The 17,378-nt window shown below is 68.2% G+C and carries 15 protein-coding genes and 1 pseudogene; 6 read left to right on the top strand and 10 right to left on the bottom strand.

Annotation, left to right across the window (positions count from 1 at the left end; translation table 11 throughout):
• Window positions 1-38 precede the first annotated feature (38 nt).
• The 3 genes from BN976_RS24800 to pheS are packed head-to-tail and all read right to left on the bottom strand — an operon-like array spanning window position 39 to window position 4,092.
• Window positions 39-563, bottom strand: a complete 525-nt coding sequence (locus tag BN976_RS24800) for a GNAT family N-acetyltransferase (protein WP_036374839.1) — start codon at window positions 561-563, stop codon at window positions 39-41.
• Window positions 563-3,049, bottom strand: coding sequence for a phenylalanine--tRNA ligase subunit beta (gene pheT / locus BN976_RS24795; RefSeq protein WP_036374836.1), 2,487 nt, complete (start codon window positions 3,047-3,049; stop codon window positions 563-565). Before pheT ends, BN976_RS24800 begins: the two co-directional genes overlap by 1 nt.
• Window positions 3,049-4,092 (bottom strand): phenylalanine--tRNA ligase subunit alpha, encoded by a 1,044-nt coding sequence (gene pheS, locus BN976_RS24790; RefSeq protein WP_011780520.1) that lies wholly within the window; start codon window positions 4,090-4,092, stop codon window positions 3,049-3,051. Before pheS ends, pheT begins: the two co-directional genes overlap by 1 nt.
• 83 nt (window positions 4,093-4,175) lie before the next feature.
• Between pheS and BN976_RS24785 the strand changes: the two genes are divergently transcribed.
• Window positions 4,176-5,045 (top strand): hypothetical protein, encoded by an 870-nt coding sequence (locus tag BN976_RS24785; protein WP_036374833.1) that lies wholly within the window; start codon window positions 4,176-4,178, stop codon window positions 5,043-5,045.
• A gap of 223 nt (window positions 5,046-5,268) precedes the next feature.
• Here the strand turns inward: BN976_RS24785 and BN976_RS24780 are convergent, their stop codons facing one another.
• The 3 genes and pseudogenes from BN976_RS24780 to BN976_RS24770 all read right to left on the bottom strand — a co-directional run bounded on the left by BN976_RS24780 (window position 5,269) and on the right by BN976_RS24770 (window position 7,855).
• Window positions 5,269-6,516: an RNA-guided endonuclease InsQ/TnpB family protein gene (locus BN976_RS24780; RefSeq protein WP_011780522.1), complete on the bottom strand. Its 1,248-nt coding sequence runs from the start codon at window positions 6,514-6,516 to the stop codon at window positions 5,269-5,271.
• A gap of 42 nt (window positions 6,517-6,558) precedes the next feature.
• Window positions 6,559-6,913, bottom strand: a pseudogene (gene tnpA / locus BN976_RS24775) (IS200/IS605 family transposase).
• Window positions 6,914-7,042: 129 nt separating this feature from the next.
• A complete protein-coding gene (locus tag BN976_RS24770; protein ID WP_011780523.1) occupies window positions 7,043-7,855 on the bottom strand; it encodes an adenylate/guanylate cyclase domain-containing protein in 813 nt (270 codons plus the stop codon).
• Between the two features lie 209 nt (window positions 7,856-8,064).
• On the opposite strand from BN976_RS24770, the gene BN976_RS24765 reads away from it, so the two are divergent.
• From BN976_RS24765 to BN976_RS24755, 3 genes are read left to right on the top strand one after another with little or no spacing between them, the layout of a single operon-like run.
• Window positions 8,065-9,087: an oxygenase MpaB family protein gene (locus tag BN976_RS24765; protein ID WP_011780524.1), complete on the top strand. Its 1,023-nt coding sequence runs from the start codon at window positions 8,065-8,067 to the stop codon at window positions 9,085-9,087.
• 4 nt (window positions 9,088-9,091) lie between these two features.
• Window positions 9,092-10,336 carry an acyl-CoA dehydrogenase family protein gene (locus BN976_RS24760; protein WP_036374827.1) on the top strand — a complete coding sequence of 415 codons (1,245 nt, stop codon included), beginning with the start codon at window positions 9,092-9,094 and terminating at the stop codon, window positions 10,334-10,336.
• A 23-nt stretch (window positions 10,337-10,359) separates the two neighbouring features.
• Window positions 10,360-11,142, top strand: a complete 783-nt coding sequence (locus BN976_RS24755) for an SDR family NAD(P)-dependent oxidoreductase (protein WP_036374824.1) — start codon at window positions 10,360-10,362, stop codon at window positions 11,140-11,142.
• A gap of 126 nt (window positions 11,143-11,268) precedes the next feature.
• Here BN976_RS24755 and BN976_RS24750 read toward each other — a convergent pair whose 3' ends face one another.
• Genes BN976_RS24750 through infC form a run of 4 tightly spaced genes read right to left on the bottom strand, consistent with a single transcriptional unit; the run spans window position 11,269 to window position 13,290 of the window.
• Window positions 11,269-12,015, bottom strand: coding sequence for a TrmH family RNA methyltransferase (locus BN976_RS24750; RefSeq protein WP_036374821.1), 747 nt, complete (start codon window positions 12,013-12,015; stop codon window positions 11,269-11,271).
• A gap of 23 nt (window positions 12,016-12,038) precedes the next feature.
• Window positions 12,039-12,428: a 50S ribosomal protein L20 gene (gene rplT, locus BN976_RS24745; protein WP_011780528.1), complete on the bottom strand. Its 390-nt coding sequence runs from the start codon at window positions 12,426-12,428 to the stop codon at window positions 12,039-12,041.
• 48 nt (window positions 12,429-12,476) lie between these two features.
• Complete coding sequence (rpmI, locus tag BN976_RS24740; protein WP_011780529.1) at window positions 12,477-12,671, bottom strand: 50S ribosomal protein L35; 195 nt, start codon at window positions 12,669-12,671, stop codon at window positions 12,477-12,479.
• A gap of 7 nt (window positions 12,672-12,678) precedes the next feature.
• The gene (gene infC, locus BN976_RS24735; RefSeq protein ID WP_162144960.1) at window positions 12,679-13,290 is read right to left on the bottom strand and encodes a translation initiation factor IF-3; all 612 of its coding nucleotides are present in this window, start codon (window positions 13,288-13,290) and stop codon (window positions 12,679-12,681) included.
• 241 nt (window positions 13,291-13,531) lie between these two features.
• Here infC and BN976_RS24730 point away from each other — a divergent pair, with 241 nt between their 5' ends.
• Both BN976_RS24730 and lysX read left to right on the top strand, forming a co-directional pair.
• A complete protein-coding gene (locus BN976_RS24730) occupies window positions 13,532-13,948 on the top strand; it encodes a DUF1844 domain-containing protein (protein WP_036374815.1) in 417 nt (138 codons plus the stop codon).
• Between the two features lie 62 nt (window positions 13,949-14,010).
• Window positions 14,011-17,313 carry a bifunctional lysylphosphatidylglycerol synthetase/lysine--tRNA ligase LysX gene (lysX, locus tag BN976_RS24725; protein WP_036374812.1) on the top strand — a complete coding sequence of 1,101 codons (3,303 nt, stop codon included), beginning with the start codon at window positions 14,011-14,013 and terminating at the stop codon, window positions 17,311-17,313.
• Window positions 17,314-17,378: the final 65 nt, after the last annotated feature.

Here is a 17,378-nt window from a genome sequence, read left to right as displayed (position 1 = left end):
CCGATCCTTGCATGGTTATGCACTAAGCCGCAAATTCATTAAGCGGGGGGTGTGGTGTCCTCGACGCCGAACGCCGGATGGAAGGCGACGGTTCCGGTGGGACACTGGCCGTCGAGGGCCAGTACCAGCAGGTTCTCGGCCGGAACGTCGGGCAGCGCCAGGGTCGTGGCTTGGCGGAAACCGAACCTCTCGTAGTAGCGCGGGTCCCCGACCACCACGGCGCCCCGCGCGCCGTTCTCGCGGAGCCGCTCGAAGACCGCCCGGATCAGCGCCGTACCGATGCCCGCACGCTGCCGGTCGGGCCGCACCGACAGCGGACCACCGCCGTACCAGCCCGGCCCGGCGTCACCGTCGATCGACAACGGCGACACGGCCACGTGCCCGACGATGTCGCCACCCTCGACCGCCACCAGGGACAACGTCAGCGCCCCCGCCGCCCGTAGCGCGTCGATCACCGCAGCCTCGGTCTGACGGCTCTGCGGGACGTCGGCGAAGGCCTGCAGGGTGAGTGCGCGAATCGCGGCGATGTCGGATTCCTGCTCGTCACGGATCGCGATCGACATCACGAACGCTGCACCGCGTGCACCCTCCGCGCCGCCTCCCGGACCGCGGCATCCCTGGCCGCGCTTGCCTCGTCCTCGGTGAGCGTGCGGTCGGGGGCGCGGAAGCGCAGCGCCAACGCCAACGACTTGCGTCCGTCGCCGATCTGCGGACCGGTGTAGACGTCGAAGATCCGGACGTCTTCGAGCAGTTCGCCCGCGCCGTCGCGGACGGCGTCGACGACGCTCTGCGCCTCGATGTCCTCGTCGACGATCAGCGCGACGTCCTGGAACACGGCAGGGAACGGCGACACGCCAGGTGCGGGCAGCCGTTCGGTCAGCGGCACGGCGTCGAGATCGAGTTCCACGGCGCAGGTGCCTTTGGGCAGCCCGGAGCGTTCGACCACCGCCGGATGCAGCTGCCCGGCGTGGCCGACGACGACGTCGCCCACCACGATCTCCGCGCAGCGACCGGGATGCCACGGCAGATACCGGCCGGCCCGCAGGGTGAACTCGATGCCCGCGGCGCGGCCGATCACCCGCACAGCCTCGAACGCGTCGGCGGCCTCGACCGGGCGGCCCCGGCCCCACGGCCCGGCCGGTTCACGCAGGCCGGTCAGTACAGCCGCGACATGCTCGGGCTGGCGAGGCAGCGACGCGTCGAGCGCGGCGATCTCGTCGTCGGTGGGTCGTCGGTCGTTGGGGATGCGCTCGACTGCCCCGGTCTCGGCCGTGGGCTCGACCACCTGCGCGATGGCGAACAGCGCAACGTCGACCGCCCCGCGGGAGACGTTGCGGGTCAACGCTTCCAGCAGACCGGGCAGCAGCGTGGTGGCCAGATGAGGCCTGTCGGATTCGAGTGGGTTGAGCACCTGCGTGGTGTTCCGGCGCGGATCGTCGGCGTCGAGGCCCCACTGGTCGAAGATTCCCGCCGGCAGGAACGGCGTCGGCAGGATCTCGACGAAACCGCTGAGCGCCAACGACTTTCCAACCGCGCGGCGGCGTTTCTGGCCGGCCGTCAGGCCGCGGCCCGCCGGGGCGGCGGGCAGCACCGACGGGATCACGTCGAGGCCCTCCAGGCGCATCACCTCTTCGACGAGGTCGGCGGGCTGACGGAGGTCGGGCCGCCAGCTCGGTGGGGTGGCCGTCACCGTGCCACCGTCGACGACGACCGAGGCGCCGATCTGGGTCAGCCGCTTACGCACCGCGCCCTCCGGGTACTCGACGCCGGCGGTGCGGTCGGGCAGATCGACGGGCATGCTGACCGGTGGCTGCGCCCAGTCGGCGCGAGGCGGGTCACCCCGCCAGTCAGTCAGCGTGGGTTCCACTGTGCCGCCTGCGATGTCGGCCAGCAGAGTGGCGCACCGGTCCAACGCCGCGACCGACACCGCGGGATCGACCGTGCGCTCGTAACGCCGTCCGGCCTCGCTGTACAGGCGCAGCCGGCGCTGGGTGCGGGACACCGCCGCCGGATCCCAGACGGCCGCCTCCAGCAGCACGTCGGTGGTGGCGTCGCTGACCTCGGTGGTCCCGGCGCCCATCACGCCACCGATCGCCGCGGTCGCGACATCGTCGACGATCAGCACGTCGGCGGGATCGAGAGTGCGTTCGACGTCGTCGAGGGTGACGACCTTCTCCCCCGGTTCGGCGAAGCGCACCCGGAATCCACCGGTGATGAGGCTGCGGTCGTGGGCGTGCATCGGGTGCCCCAGCTCGAGCATGACGTAGTTGGTCACATCGACCGCCGGCGAGATCGCACGGATGCCACTGAGCAACAGTCTGCGCTGAATCCACCACGGCGACACGGCCTTCGGGTCGATTCCGGTGACGGGACGCAACCCGAACCGCTGCACGCCGGTACCCGGGTCGACGGTCACCGGCAGCGCCTCGCCGTCGGCGGGCAGCGGGGCGACGTCGGCGGGGTCGACGAACTCCAGGTCGTAGGCGTTGGCGATCTCGCGGGCCATCCCGCGCACCGAGAGGCAGTAGCCGCGGTCCGGGGTGATCGCGAGATCGAACACCACGTCGTCGAGGCCGAGCACGTCGGCGGCCCCATCGCCGGGTTCCGCGGTGCCCGGCGGCAGCACCAGGATGCCGGAGTGGTCGGAGCCGAGGTTGAGCTCCGAGACCGAGCAGATCATGCCGTCGGAGGTCCGGCCGTAGGTCGTGCGGGTGGCGATGGTGAAATCACCGGGCAGCACCACTCCGGGCAGCGCCACCACGACGAGGTCACCCACGACGAAGTTCGTTGCACCGCAGACGATGTCACGCGGCTCCGACTCGCCGACGTCGACCTTGCATGCCCGGATCGGCTTCTTGAACTCGGTGAGCTCTTCGATCTCGACGACCCGCCCGATGGTCAGCGGCCCCGTCACCGGTCCCGCCGGGATGATCTCTTCGACCTCGTGACCGATGCGGATCAGCGTCTGCTCAAGTTCCTCGGCGGACACATCCCAGCCCGGCGCGCCGGCCGCGACGAGCTCGCGAAGCCAGCTGTACGGAAGGCGCATCAGGCTCCCACCCCGAACGGCAACGAGAACCGCACGTCGCCCTCGACCATGTCGCGCATGTCGGGGATGCCGTTGCGGAACTGCAGCGTGCGTTCAAGGCCCATGCCGAACGCGAAGCCCGAGTAGACCTCCGGGTCGATGCCGCAGGCACGCAGCACATTCGGGTTCACCATGCCGCAACCGCCCCACTCGACCCAGCCGGGTCCGCCCTTCTTGTTGGGGAACCAGATGTCGACCTCCGCGGACGGCTCGGTGAACGGGAAGAAGTGCGGCCGGAACCGGGTGCGCCCCTGCGGGCCGAACTGGGCCCGGGCGAACGCGTCGAGGGTGCCGCGCAGGTGGGCCATCGTCAGCCCCTTGTCCACGGCGAGGCCCTCCACCTGGTGGAAGACCGGCGTGTGGGTGGCGTCGAGTTCGTCGGTGCGGAACGTGCGCCCGATGGAGATGACGTACACCGGCAGCTCGCGCTCCAGCAGGGTACGGACCTGCACGGGCGAGGTGTGGGTGCGCAACACCTGACGGGAACCGTCCGGGGCGATGTGGAACGTGTCCTGCTCGCTGCGCGCCGGATGGTCGGGTGGGAAGTTCAGCGCGTCGAAGTTGAACTGCTCGGTCTCGACCTCGGGTCCCTCGGCCAGCTCCCAGCCCATCGCGACGAACGTGTCGGCGACGTTCTCGGCCAGGATGGTGATCGGGTGCCGTGCGCCGACCGGCTGACGGGTCGACGGCAGCGTGACGTCGATCCGCTCGGCGACCAGGACCTCGGCGTCGCGTTCGGCGCGCAGGGCGGCCAGGCGGTCGTCGTAGCCGGCCTGCGCCTGCGTGCGCGCGACGTTGACCCGCTTACCCGCGTCGGCGCGGTCGGTCTTGGGCAACGAGCCCAGGGCCTGGCGCGCGAGCGCGATCGGTGAACGGTCGCCGAGGTGCTCGGTCTTGGCCTTGGCGAGCTCGTCGAGGGTCGAAGCCTGGTCGAAGGCACGGCTGGCCGCGCTGACCGCTTGGGCCAGCGCTTCGTCTGATAGGTCTACTGGCTGCTCAGCCACCCGGCGATCATAGGCGATCCGATCGGTGGCACTTCGCCTGCATTTGCCGTGCGGCGGCGATACCCTCGCGCCGTGTGGTTCCGATGAGCCGTCAGATGCCGTGGCTGGCCGTGACCGCCGCCGTGGTGGCGGTGACCGCGTGCGGGCCTCAGCCGAATCCGAACGAGACCGACACCTGGCTGGCCGACGGATCCGACCGCGCGGTCACCGAGGTCATCGACAGTGTCACCACCTTTCCCACAGAGCTGGACCCACGCATCTGGGACGGCATGCAGATGAAGCCGGACGTGCGGGAGACGACGACGCGCGTCGTGGACCGCATCGTCGACGACACCGGGATCGACGGACTCACGATCGACGGTGTCGACCTGTTCGGCAGCAATGCTTCCTACGAGTACGACGATGCGTCCGATTTCGGCGTGCACGTCTTCGTCAGTTCGGCGTCGATGACCCCCGACGACCTGCGGGCCGTGCTGCGGCTGCTCAACGACGACGTGGAACGCCGACAGGAGGGCCACATCACCTTCTACGGCGTGCCGGTCGAGGTCACCTTCCACAGCGAGCGCGGTCCCAACTACCAGCCCCGGCCGGGCATCGGCCAGTACTCGATCTCCGAGGGCCGCTGGACGGTGCCGCCGGTGCAGCAACCCGACCGGTTCGACCGCGCGCAGATGGCGGTGGCCATCAAGGGATTCATCACCGAATACAACGATCTGGTGTCGAGCTACCGAAGTGCCTCAACCGGATTCGACTGTTCGCAGTTCGCCGCACTCGACGACCGGCTGTCGGCGTACCGGGACACCGGTTTCACCGGGGGGCTGGGCAGCCGGTCCACCCAGAACCTCTCCTACCGCGCGTTGCGCCGACTGAACGTCAGCATCCCCGACATGGTGGACGAACTGCAGGACGACTGCACCTTCGTCAACGAGTCGCTGGGGGTGGGTGGGCGGTGATCCGGTCGGTCGGTCGCGCCGGTCCGGTGAAAGTCGCCGCGCTGGTGACGTGGGAACTGCGCTTCAACCTGCTGGCCATGGTTGCGGTCGCGGCGGTCATGGTGCCGATTCCGGACACGGTTCAGACCGAGAGCGCCACGGCCGTGCTGTCGGTGCTCGGCATCTGCGCCACCATCTTCTTGACGTCCTCCCCATGGCTGAAAGCTGGGGGATTCCAACTCGTTCATGCTGCGGAGGCAGCGGTGGGTTGGAGCAGTAATTCCTCGCGGTTTCCTGCTGGTTCCTGCGTCGACGACCGCGCCCGGCCCGCAGGCCGGGGTTGGTCTTCACAGGCGGTGACCGCAAGCCCTGCGGCCAATATGTTCTTGGCGGCATTCACATCCGCATGCTCGGCACGTGCGCACTGGGTGCACCGAAAAACCGCTTGGCTCTCGCGGGATTTCGGATCCATATGCCCACACAACGAACAGCGTTGCGACGTGTACGCCGCCGGCACCTTCACCACAGCGGTCCCCGTGTAGCGGGCCGCCGAGGCGAGTGCCAACGCAAACTGATGCCACCCCTTACCCAGGATGGCACGGTTGAGCCCAGACTTCGCAGCGACTCTGCGTCCGGGCTGGTCGATGGTTCCTTTCGCCGATTTCGTCATCTGCTTGGTCTTGAGGTCCTCGATCACCACCGTGGCGTTGGTCGCGGTGAGCCGGTGGGCGGTCTGAGCGCAGAAGTCCAGGCGGCGGCGCCGTTCCCGGGCCCGAACCCCAGCCAGCGCCGCCCGGGTCTTGGCGCGGTTGGCCGACCCTTTCGCTGTGCGCGAGAGCTTGCGTTGCAGCGCCAGAGCGCGGCGACGTTCCCCGTTGGTGGCAAACTGGCGGTCAAACAGGGCGCCGGCGCTGGTCGCGATAGCCGTGGCCACACCCCGGTCCACCCCCACCGCGCTACCCGGGACCTGGTGCGCCTCGGGGGCCCGCCGGCCGTCGTCGACCAACACCGACAAAACCCAATACCGACCCTCCCGAGTCAGGGTCGCTGAGCGGATGGTCTCACCATCGAGGCTGCGGCTGGCGCGGAACTTCACCCAGCCTAGCTTGGGCAACTTGATCCGGCCATGGCGCCGGTTGAGCTTGTCCACGGCCATCTTCGAGCCCTCAGGGAACCGGAACGAAGGCGACCACCGCCGCCCCGCACGCCACCGCACCCTCCACGTGCCATGCTCGCGGCACGCCCGATCCAAATCCATCAGCGTCTGCTGCAGACAATGTCCTGGAACGTCTTTCAACCACGGATGCTCGGTCTTGGCCTCGGCCAACTCTTTGGCCTGAGGCTGGTAGTTCATCCACGCGCCGCGGCGGCGATATTCACGACGCTGCTCCAAACCGGTATTCCACACCGCCCGGCAGGCCGCGCCAATCCGCTCGGCGAACTCTGCTTGCGCGTCGGTGAACTCGACCCGAAACCGCCGCCCCGTGAGCATGATTCACCGGCCTTTCTGCGTCTCGACGTAGCGTTTGATCACCTACAACGGGGCACCACCGACCGTGGCCGCGAAGTACGAATTCGTCCACAACGACGGCAACCGCGACTTCAACCACGGGAACTCTTCACGCAACACCCGCGACGAGCGGCCCTTAATAGCCTTCACCAACTAGTGCACCCCGACCTGGGGATCTACCTCCACCAGCAGGTGCATCTGATCAGCCATGGCCTCCAGCCCGATCAACTATGCCCCTCTCTCGGTGACCACCTCCGCGATGATCTCCTTGAGCCGGACCTCCATCCGGCCACCAATCACCTTGCGCCGATACTTCGAACACCACGTGATACACGCACTGAAACGCAACATTCGCGTTCGACCGCAACGTAACACCCACAACCGACAAAAGCAGACAGCTCACAAGCACAGTGGACACGTCAAGCACGACACTGACGCGCACACCCCCAAGGTCACCCGGCCCCAGGGAGAGCGCCAGGGCCGCCGTCTGGATGTAGCGCCGGTGCCGCTAACCCCCGGCCACCACACCCTCTTCGGCACCCGGTGATTGCCTGTGGGTCCGCAGCCGGTACATGGCGAAGTCCCCGGGCACTCCATCCTGCTTGCCGGCAAAGACCGGTCGGCGAAGTTTCTTCGCCGTGACGCCGAGAGTCTGGAACTCGTCGTCCGGGATGCGCTCCAGGGTGGCCCCGGAGACCACGAGCTCCCCGCGGGTGGCCCGCTCCATCACCCTGGCGGCGAGGTTCACATCGATGCCGAGCCAGTCCGAACCGATCCGCTGCGGCCGACCGGTGTGGATACCGACCCGCATCCTCGGCGTATACCCGTCCACGTCAAGCGATTTCACGGCATCGCGAGCTTCGATGGCGGCACGCACCGCGGTGGTCGCGTCGGTGAACACCGCCATCAGGCCGTCACCCATGCGCTTGACGATGTGCCCGCCCGCTTCCAGCAGCGGGGGCTCCACGACCTGGGCCACGCGACGCAGCAGACGCAGGGTGGCGTCGTCGCCGGCGCCCAGCGACCACGTCGAGAACCCGACGAGGTCGGTGAACACCAGCGTCACCTCTGCGTTCGCCGGGCGACCGGAGACACGCTCGGTCAGCGCCTGCCAGACCTGCAACGCCCCCAGGCTGACCTCCCGGGTCACCGCGTTGCGTTCCAGGTACCGGTCGGCGGCGCGGGCGGCTGCGCTGGGTCCGCCGACGCCGCTCACCGACAGCGGGTCACCGAAGTCGGGGTCGCCGGGCAGCGCGCGGCGGGCGCGCCTGAGGAAGGCGACGACGCCGTCGTGGTGGTTGACGCCCATCAGCCAGCCCATCGCGCCTGCGGACCGGCCAGTTCCTGAGCCACCGGCCGGGTCGTCGTCCACGGGGCAAGCCTAATCCAGTCCGGGCGGCACCCTGAACAGCCAGGTCACGGGTGTGCGGCACCGCGGTTGAGGGTGCGTAACACCCCGCCGCGCCGACGCCCGATTCGTAGACAACAATTGTTGTCAGCCCCTATCGTGAGTGGGTGCGATCAACGACGATGGCAGACTCTCCCCCGGCCGCCGGGGCCGATCCACTGGGTCCGGATTCCCTGACCTGGAAGTACTTCGGCGATGTGCGGACCGGCATGCTCGGTGTGTGGGTCGGGGCGATCCAGAACATGTATCCGCAACTCGGCGCAGGCGTCGAGGATCATTCGATCCTGTTGCGCGAACCCCTCCAGCGGGTGGCGCGTTCGGTGTATCCGATCATGGGGGTCGTCTACGACGGCGATCGTGCCGCACAGACCGGTGCGCAGATCCGGGGCTTCCACAAGACGATCAAGGGCGCCGACTCCGACGGCAGGCGCTACCACGCTCTCAACCCCGAAACGTTCTACTGGGCGCACGCCACGTTCTTCATGCTCATCATCAAGACCGCCGAGTACTTCTGCGGCGGCCTGACCGAGGCCGAGAAGCGGCAGCTCTTCGACGAACACGTCCAGTGGTACCGGATGTACGGGATGAGCATGCAGCCGGTTCCGGAATCCTGGGAGGCGTTCTGCGAGTACTGGGACCGCAAGTGTCGCGAGGAGCTGGAGATCAACAAGGCGACGCTGGACATCTTCTCGATGCGGATCCCCAAGCCGTGGTTCGTGATGATGCCCACCCCGCTGTGGGACCAGATCTTCAAACCGATGGTCGGCGCCCAACGCTGGATCGCCGCAGGCGTTTTCGATCCGGTGGTGCGCGAGCGGGCCGGCATGCGGTGGACACCGGGCGACGAGATCGTGCTGCGGTTGTTCGGCAAGCTGGTCGAGCTCGCGTTCCTGGCCGTGCCCGACGAGATCCGGCTGCATCCCCGCGCGGTGGCGGCGTATCGACGCGCCGAAGGCAAGATCCCCGCCGATGCTCCGTTGGTGGAGGCGCCGGCGTTCATGGCCCCACCGCGGGACCGTCGCCACATGCCCATGCACTACCTGCCTCCGCAGAAGTCTCTGCTGGACCGTGTCGGGTCTCTGGTGCACACGACGTTCTCTTTGGCGGGGGTGCGTCCGGCGCGCAAACCCGGTAAGGCAGCATGAGCGCATGCTCGAATGGTCAGACGTCGATATTGCTGTGCGCGATGCGGTTCGCGAGTTCGTCGACAAGGAGGTCCGTCCGCACCTCGACGCGCTGGAAAGCGGCGAGATGGAGCCCTATCCCATCATCCGCAAGCTCTTCGCGACGTTCGGCATCGCCGACATGGCGCGCGAGTCGCTGAACAAGCGACTCGACCGGTTACGCGACGGCGCCGAATCGCCCGGGAAGTCGGCCGGCGGCGGCATGTTCGGTGGTGGCGGTTCGCCCGGCATGGGCTTCGTGGTGATCAGCGAATTGTGCCGGGTGTCGATGGGTGTCGTCACCGGCATGGGCGTCAGCCTGGGCCTGACCGTGCCGACCATCATGAGCCGGGGCACACTGGCCCAGCAGGAGCGTTGGCTGCCCGACCTGGTCACCTACGACAAGATCGGCGCCTGGGCGATCACCGAACCCGATTCGGGCTCAGATGCGTTCGGCGGCATGAAGTCCTATGTGACGCGTGACGGCGACGACTACATCCTCAACGGCCAGAAGACGTTCATCACCAACGGCCCCGATGCCGACGTCGTCGTGGTCTACGCGAAGCTCGACGAAGGAGATCCGAGCATCGACAAGCGGGACCGCAAGGTCCTGACCTTCGTGCTCGACAAGGGCATGGACGGATTCGTCCAGTCAAAGCCCTTCCGCAAGATGGGCATTCACTCGTCGCGCACCGGCGAGCTGTTCTTCAACGACGTCCGGCTCGGTCGCGACCGGCTGCTGGGCGAGACCGAAGACAACTCCGGCGGCGACGGACGCGACAGCGCCCGCTCGAACTTCTCGGCGGAGCGCATCGGCGTCGCCGCGATGTCGCTGGGCGTCATCGAGGAATGCCTGCGCCTGTGCGTCGACTACGCGAAGTCCCGCACGCTGTGGGGCAAGGAGATCGCCCAGTTCCAGCTGATCCAGCTCAAGCTCGCGACCATGGAGGTCGCTCGAATGAACGTGCGCAACATGCTGTTCCGCGTCATCGAAGCGGCCCAGACCGGCACCCCGATCTCGCTCGCCGAGGCCTCGGCGATCAAGTGGTACTGCTCTCAGGCCGCGACGGATGTGGCGATGGAGGCGGTTCAGGTGTTCGGCGGCAACGGGTACATGACCGAGTACCGTGTGGAACAACTCGCCCGCGACGCCAAGTCGTTGATGATCTACGCGGGAAGCAACGAGGTGCAGATCACCCACGTGGCAAGGGGCCTGCTGAGCCAGCCTTGATGGCGCCGACAGAGGAGCACCGCGTGGAGTTCAGCAACGTCACCGCATTGGTCACCGGTGCGAGCGGAGGGATCGGCGAGGAGTTCGCCGTTCAGCTCGCCCGCCGTGGCGCGAACCTGATCCTTGTCGCACGCCGGGCCGAGAAGCTGGCCGCGCTGCAGCACACCCTCACCAGCCGCCACCCCGGGATCGTGGTCGACGTCCTGACCGTCGACCTCGCCCTGCCGGGTTCGGCCGCCGAGCTCGAAGCCGCAGTTCGCGAACTGGGCCGCACCGTCGACGTCCTGATCAACAACGCCGGTGTCGGGTTGCACGGCAAGTTCGCGACACAGGAGCCTGCTCCGAACGCCGCCCAGATCCAGTTGAACTGCGGGACTTTGGTCGATCTGACGGCGCGCTTCCTGCCTCCGATGATCGAACGCAGGCATGGCGTCGTCCTCAATCTCGCGTCGACGGCGGCGTTCCAGCCGACTCCCGGTATGGCCGTCTACGGCGCCACCAAGGCGTTCGTGTTGTCCTTCACCGAGGCGCTGTGGCAGGAGTGCCGGGGCTCGGGGGTCAGGGTCCTCGCGCTGTGCCCCGGAGCCACAGAGACCGAGTTCTTCGACCGGACCGGCGAGGAATTCCTCACCGACGGCAGGCAGACCTCCCGACAGGTTGTCGACACTGCGTTCGCCGCGCTCGACGGATCCTCGCCGACAGTGATCTCGGGCTTCCGCAACAAGCTGTTGGCCTCCGGCTATCGCGTATCGCCGCGGAAGGTCCTGCTCGCGGTCTCGGAGTACATGCTCAAGGCCAACCGCTGAAAAAGGCAGCCCGATCGCGCTGTGAGGGCATCGCGGCGTTCGTCGATCTCGCGGCGAATGAGGGTGCGGATCTCGTATTACGTCCCTCAGAGATCGATTCGCCTCGGGCGGACCGGCTGGCCGATATCAGACCGGCGCCTGGCTCCGCGCGCTCTGGTAGAGGCAGATCGCCGCGGCGGAGGCGACGTTGAGACTTTCGGCGTTGCCGGGCATCGGAATCCGCACCCCCGCCGTCGCGAGTCCGGCGACGTCGGCGGGAAGGCCGTGGGCCTCCGGCCCGAACAGCCACGCGGTGGGCACCGACAGGTCCGCGTCCTCCAGACTGACCCGGCCGTCCAGCACCGTCGCCAGCACCTGCAGCCCCGCGTCCTTCAGTTTCGTGACAGCTGCGACGGCGTCCGGGGCGCTGAGAACCGGGATCGAGAAGATGCTGCCCGCCGAGGCGCGCAGGCACTTGCCGTTGTAGGGGTCGACGCTGTCGCCTGCGAGCACCACAGCGTCGGCGCCCATCGCATCCGCGACGCGGATCAGCGTGCCCGCGTTCCCCGGTTCGGAGATTCCGACCGGCACCGCGACCAGCCTCGGGTTGCCGGCGAGCACCTGATCGAGATCAGCCTCCGGAATCGAACACACGGCGACCAGTCCGACCGGGGTCACGGTGTCCGACAACGCTTTTGCCGCTTTGTCGGTGACCAGGTGGACGGGCGCGGCACCGAGCAGGGCGGCGAACTTCTCCGCCGCGCCCTCGGTGGCGAAGACCTCGTGAACGAGACCGCGCCGCAACGCGGCCTCGACGAGGTTGGGACCTTCGGCGAGAAAGCGTGCGGCGCGGCGGCGCCCGGTGTGGCGGTGCAGCTTGACCGCCGCCGCCACCCGGGCAGAACGCTCGGTGAGGGTCAGGCAGCCTCGCCCGACGGAGCGTTGACATCCTCTGGCAACGCGGCCTTGGCGACCTCGACCAGCGCGGTGAAGGCGGCCGGGTCGCTGACGGCGATCTCGGCGAGGTTCTTGCGGTCGACCTCGACACCAGCGGCCTTGAGGCCCTGGATCAGCCGGTTGTAGGTGATGTCGTTGGCGCGGGCGGCGGCGTTGATCCGCGAGATCCACAACTTGCGGAACTCGCCCTTGCGGGCGCGCCGGTCACGGTAGGCGTAAGTCAGCGAGTGCAGCTGCTGTTCCTTGGCCTTGCGGTACAACCGGGACCGCTGGCCGCGGTAGCCCTTGGAGGCCTTCAGTACAGTGCGCCGCTTCTTCTGCGCGTTGAGTGCGCGCTTCACGCGTGCCATGGGGTTTTCCTATCTCGGTGGGGTCAGGTGGTTCGGATGCGGCGGCGGTCAGCCGTTCAGCAGCTTCTTGACGCGCTTGACGTCGTTGGCTGCCACCACGGTGCGGCCGTCGAGCCGACGGGTGCGCTTGGTGGGCTTGTGCTCAAGCAGGTGCCTACGGTTGGCCTTCTGACGGACGACCTTCCCGGATCCGGTGGTACGGAACCGCTTCGAAGCGCCGCTGTGGGTCTTCGCCTTGGGCATTGTTTCCTCAGTTCTTTGGTGTGTCGGTCGGTGCGTCGGCTGCCTGCGCGTCACCGCGCTGCCCGGCCGGGGTGTCTGCATCGTGCGCCGCCTTGGCACGAGTCTTCGCGCCGCGGTGCGGCGCCAGCACCATCGTCATGTTGCGGCCGTCCTGCTTGGCGGACGTCTCGATGAAGCCGTATTCGGCGACGTCGGCGCCCAGGCGTTGCAGGAGCCGGAAGCCCAGTTCGGGCCGCGACTGCTCACGTCCGCGGAACATGATCGTCACCTTGACCTTTGACCCGGCCTCCAGGAAGCGGATTACGTGACCCTTCTTGGTCTCGTAATCGTGCGGGTCGATCTTGGGACGCAGCTTCTGTTCCTTGACGACGGTCTGCTGCTGGTTCTTGCGAGACTCGCGTGCCTTCTGGGCCGTCTCGTACTTGAACTTGCCGTAGTCCATGATCTTGCACACCGGCGGCTTGGCGTCGGGGGCAACTTCGACAAGGTCGAGATCGGCATCCGCGGCGACGCGGAGTGCATCTTCGATGCGCACGATGCCTACCTGCTCACCGCCCGGTCCGATCAGGCGGACTTCAGGTACGCGGATGCGCTCGTTGACGCGGGTCTCAGTGCTGATGGGGCCTCCCGGGATAGTTCCTGCTGTCCTAGCGGAACCCCATTCGCCGCCGGCACACTGCTCGCATAGAACAGATAAGCCCTGCTCAAAGCAGGGCCCAAAGCCGACCAGGACAGACATCTAAGATGTCTGTGACCGGACCGCAGTACCTTCGAATCATCGTCGGCCGGCGGTGGGAGTGGGACTCCACTTGCTGTCCCTGGCGTCAGCCGGGACGGTCGCGCATGCCAGTCTAGCAGGCATGACCGATAGCTCTGACATCCGCGGAACGGACGGCTCGGCCGTCAGGCCCAGATCCGACGGCTCGGCCGTCGACCCCGATTCGGCCGCGCAGCCGCCGGTTCGCGAACTGGCCGAAGTTCCCGCGGTCGAGGTGATCACCCGGTCGGCCGTCATGCTGATGAGCGCCGCCGCCGAGAAGCTCGGGCTGTCGGACGCCGATCCCGAGGAGAGCCCCTACCGCGACCTCGACGAGGCCCGCCGGCTGATCACCGCGCTCGCCGGGCTCGTCACCGCGTCGGCCGAGTACCTCGGTCCGCACGCCGGCCCGGTCCGCGACGGTCTCAAGACCCTGCAACTGGCGTTCCGCGAAGCCAGCGCCGCACCCGACGAGCCGGGACAGGGTCCGGGCGAGAAGTACACCGGCCCGGTCTGGTAGCGCCGCCCGGAGCCGCCGGACACCCGCACGAGGCACGGCGTAACCGAATATCCTCGCCGGCTATGACGCCAACCAGCCTCGCCCGGGCCCGTCCGACGTCCAGCCACCGCTGGGTGCCCGCGGCCGCCGGGTGGATCGTGGGGGTCATCGCGACGCTGTCGCTGCTGGCCAGCGTCTCGCCGCTGGTCCGGTCCCTGATCCGGGTCCCGCGCGAGTGGGTCGACGACTACATCTTCAACTTCCCCGACACCAGTTTCGCGTGGGCGTTCGTGCTGGCGCTGCTGGCCGCCGCCCTGGCCGCGCGCAAACGCATCGCCTGGTGGATCCTCGTCGGCTACATGATCGCGGCGGCCGGTTGGAACATCGCCGGTCTGGCCGAGGGCCGAGAACGCTGGTTCGCCGAGGTCGGCGAGGTCATCGGTCTGGCGTTTCACCTGGCCGCCATCGCGTTCCTGCTGCTTGCCCGCAAGGAGTTCTGGGCCAGGGTGCGCCGCGGCGCGTTGCTCAAGGCCGCCGCGACGCTGGTGGCGAGCATGGCCGTCGGCACACTCATCGGCTGGGGTCTGCTCGAACTGTTCCCCGGATCCCTGGCCCGGTCGGACCGGTTCCTGTACGCGCTGAACCGGGTCAGCGCGTTCGCCGGGGCCGACGCCGCGTCGTTCAGCGGTCATCCGCACGTGTTCGTCAACGCGCTGCTCGGCCTGTTCGGGGCGGTGGCCCTGATGGTCACGGCGATCGTGCTGTTCCAGTCGCAGCGCGCGGACAACGCGCTCACCGGTGAGGACGAGTCGGCGATCCGCGGTCTGCTCGAGCTGTACGGCAAGAACGACTCGCTGGGCTATTTCGCGACCCGGCGCGACAAGGCCGTGGTGTTCGCGCCCAGCGGCCGCGCCGCGATCACCTACCGCGTGGAGGTCGGGGTGTGTCTGGCCAGCGGCGACCCGGTCGGTGACCCCAGGTCCTGGCCGCAGGCGATCGACGCGTGGCTCAAGCTGTGCCAGGCCTACGGCTGGGCGCCGGGCGTGATGGGCGCGAGCGCATCTGGCGCACAAACCTTTCGGGAGGCCGGGCTCAACGCCCTGCAACTCGGCGACGAGGCGATCCTGCATCCGGAGGACTTCCGGTTGTCCGGGCCCGACATGCGGGCCGTCCGGCAGGCGGTGACCCGCGCCCGGCGTGCCGGCGCCACCGTGCGGATCCGCAGGCACCGGGAGCTGCCCGCCGACGAGATGGCCGCGGTCATCGAGCGGGCCGATGCCTGGCGCGACACCGACGACGAGCGCGGGTTCTCGATGGCGCTGGGGCGGCTCGGCGATCCCGCCGACGGGGACTGCCTGCTGGTGGAGGCGGTGCAGGCCGACCAGGTGGTCGCGATGCTGTCGCTGGTGCCATGGGGCGGCAACGGAGTGTCCCTCGATCTGATGCGCCGTTCCCCGCAATCCCCCAACGGCACCATCGAATTGATGGTCAGCGAGCTGTGCATGCAGTCCGAGGACATCGGCATCACCCGGATCTCGTTGAATTTCGCGATGTTCCGCTCGGCCTTCGAGCACGGCGCCCAACTGGGCGCGGGTCCGGTGGCAAGGCTGTGGCGGTGGCTGCTGGTGTTCTTCTCGCGCTGGTGGCAGCTGGAGACCCTGTACCGGTCGAACATGAAGTACCAGCCCGAATGGGTTCCCCGGTACGCGTGCTACGACGACGCCAGGCTGGTGCCCCGCGTCGGCGTGGCCTCTGTGATCGCCGAAGGCTTTCTCGTGCTGCCGTTCTCGCGGCGCCATGAACAGCCGCACACCGGCCACCACATCGCCGCCCCCGGAACACTGGTGGCCACCGGCCTGTTGCACAGCGACGGCACCGCACCCGACGGGATGGGACTGCAGGCCGACCTGGCCGACGACGACCAGCCGAGGCTGCCCGAGCAGGTCCGGGTCAGGATGGCCAAACTCAAGGCGCTTCAAGCCCAGGGGGTCGACGCGTATCCGGTGGCCAACCCGCCCAGCCACACCGTCGCGCAGGCTCTGGCCGCCGAGGACGGCGCAGACGTCGCGGTCGCGGGCCGGGTGCTGCGGTCACGCGACTACGGCGGCGTGCTGTTCGCCCAGCTCCGCGACTGGTCAGGCGAAACCCAACTGGTGCTGGACAATTCGCTGCTCGCCGACGGCAGCACCGCGGACTTCACCCGGACCATCGACCTCGGTGACCTGATCGAGGTCACGGGCACGATGGGCCGCAGCCGGTCGGGCAAGTGGTCACTGCTGGTCAGCGGCTGGCGGCTGATCGGAAAGTGCCTGCGCCCGTTACCGGACAAGTGGAAGGGCCTGACCGATCAGGAGGCGCGGGTCCGCGCCCGCTATGTCGATCTCGCGGTCAACACCGATGCCCGGGAGCTGATCCGGGCCCGCAGCGCGGTGCTGCACGCGATCCGCGAGACCCTGGTCGCCAAAGACTTCCTGGAAGTCGAGACGCCGATCCTGCAACAGATTCACGGCGGTGCGAATGCCCGGCCCTTCCTGACCCACATCAACGCCTACGACCTCGACCTGTATCTGCGGATCGCGCCCGAGCTGTATCTGAAGCGGTTGTGCGTCGGTGGTGTGGAGCGGGTGTTCGAACTCGGACGCGCCTTCCGCAACGAGGGTGTCGACTTCAGCCACAACCCGGAGTTCACGCTGCTGGAGGCGTATCAGGCGCACGCCGACTACCACGTGTGGATCGACGGTTGCCGGGAGCTGATCCAGAACGCCGCGCAGGCGGCCAACGGTGCGCAGGTGTTCATGCGGCCCCGTGCGGACGGGGTTCTTGAGCCCGTCGACATCTCCGGTCCGTGGACGGTCAAGACCGTGCACGGCGCGGTGTCCGAGGCGCTCGGCGAGCAGATCGGCCCGGACACCGATCTGGCCACGTTGCGCCTGCTCTGCGACCGCGCGGGCATTCCCTACCTGACGCACTGGGACGCCGGAGCGGTGGTGCTCGAGCTGTACGAGCACCTCGTCGAGGACCAGACCCGGGAACCGACGTTCTACAAGGACTTCCCCACCTCGGTCTCTCCGCTGACGCGGCCGCACCGCAGCATCCCCGGGGTGGCCGAGCGCTGGGACCTGGTGGCCTGGGGTGTCGAACTCGGCACCGCCTACAGCGAGCTCACCGATCCGGTCGAGCAGCGCCGCCGTCTGCAGGAGCAGTCGCTGCTCGCCGCGGGCGGTGACCCGGAAGCGATGGAGCTCGACGAGGACTTCCTGCAGGCGATGGAGTACGCGATGCCTCCGACGGGCGGGCTGGGGATGGGCGTGGACCGGGTGGTCATGCTCATCACCGGGCGCAGCATCCGCGAGACCCTGCCCTTTCCGCTGGCAAAACCGCGGTAATCGGACCTCGTTCGCAGCGAGGTCACAGCCTGTTCCCAGCCACGCCGGTCAATCTGGGTGCCGTG

Source organism: Mycolicibacterium austroafricanum, from assembly GCF_000612725.1.
Classification (GTDB): Bacteria; Actinomycetota; Actinomycetes; order Mycobacteriales; family Mycobacteriaceae; genus Mycobacterium; species Mycobacterium austroafricanum.
This window is presented reverse-complemented; position numbering and strand designations above follow the sequence as displayed.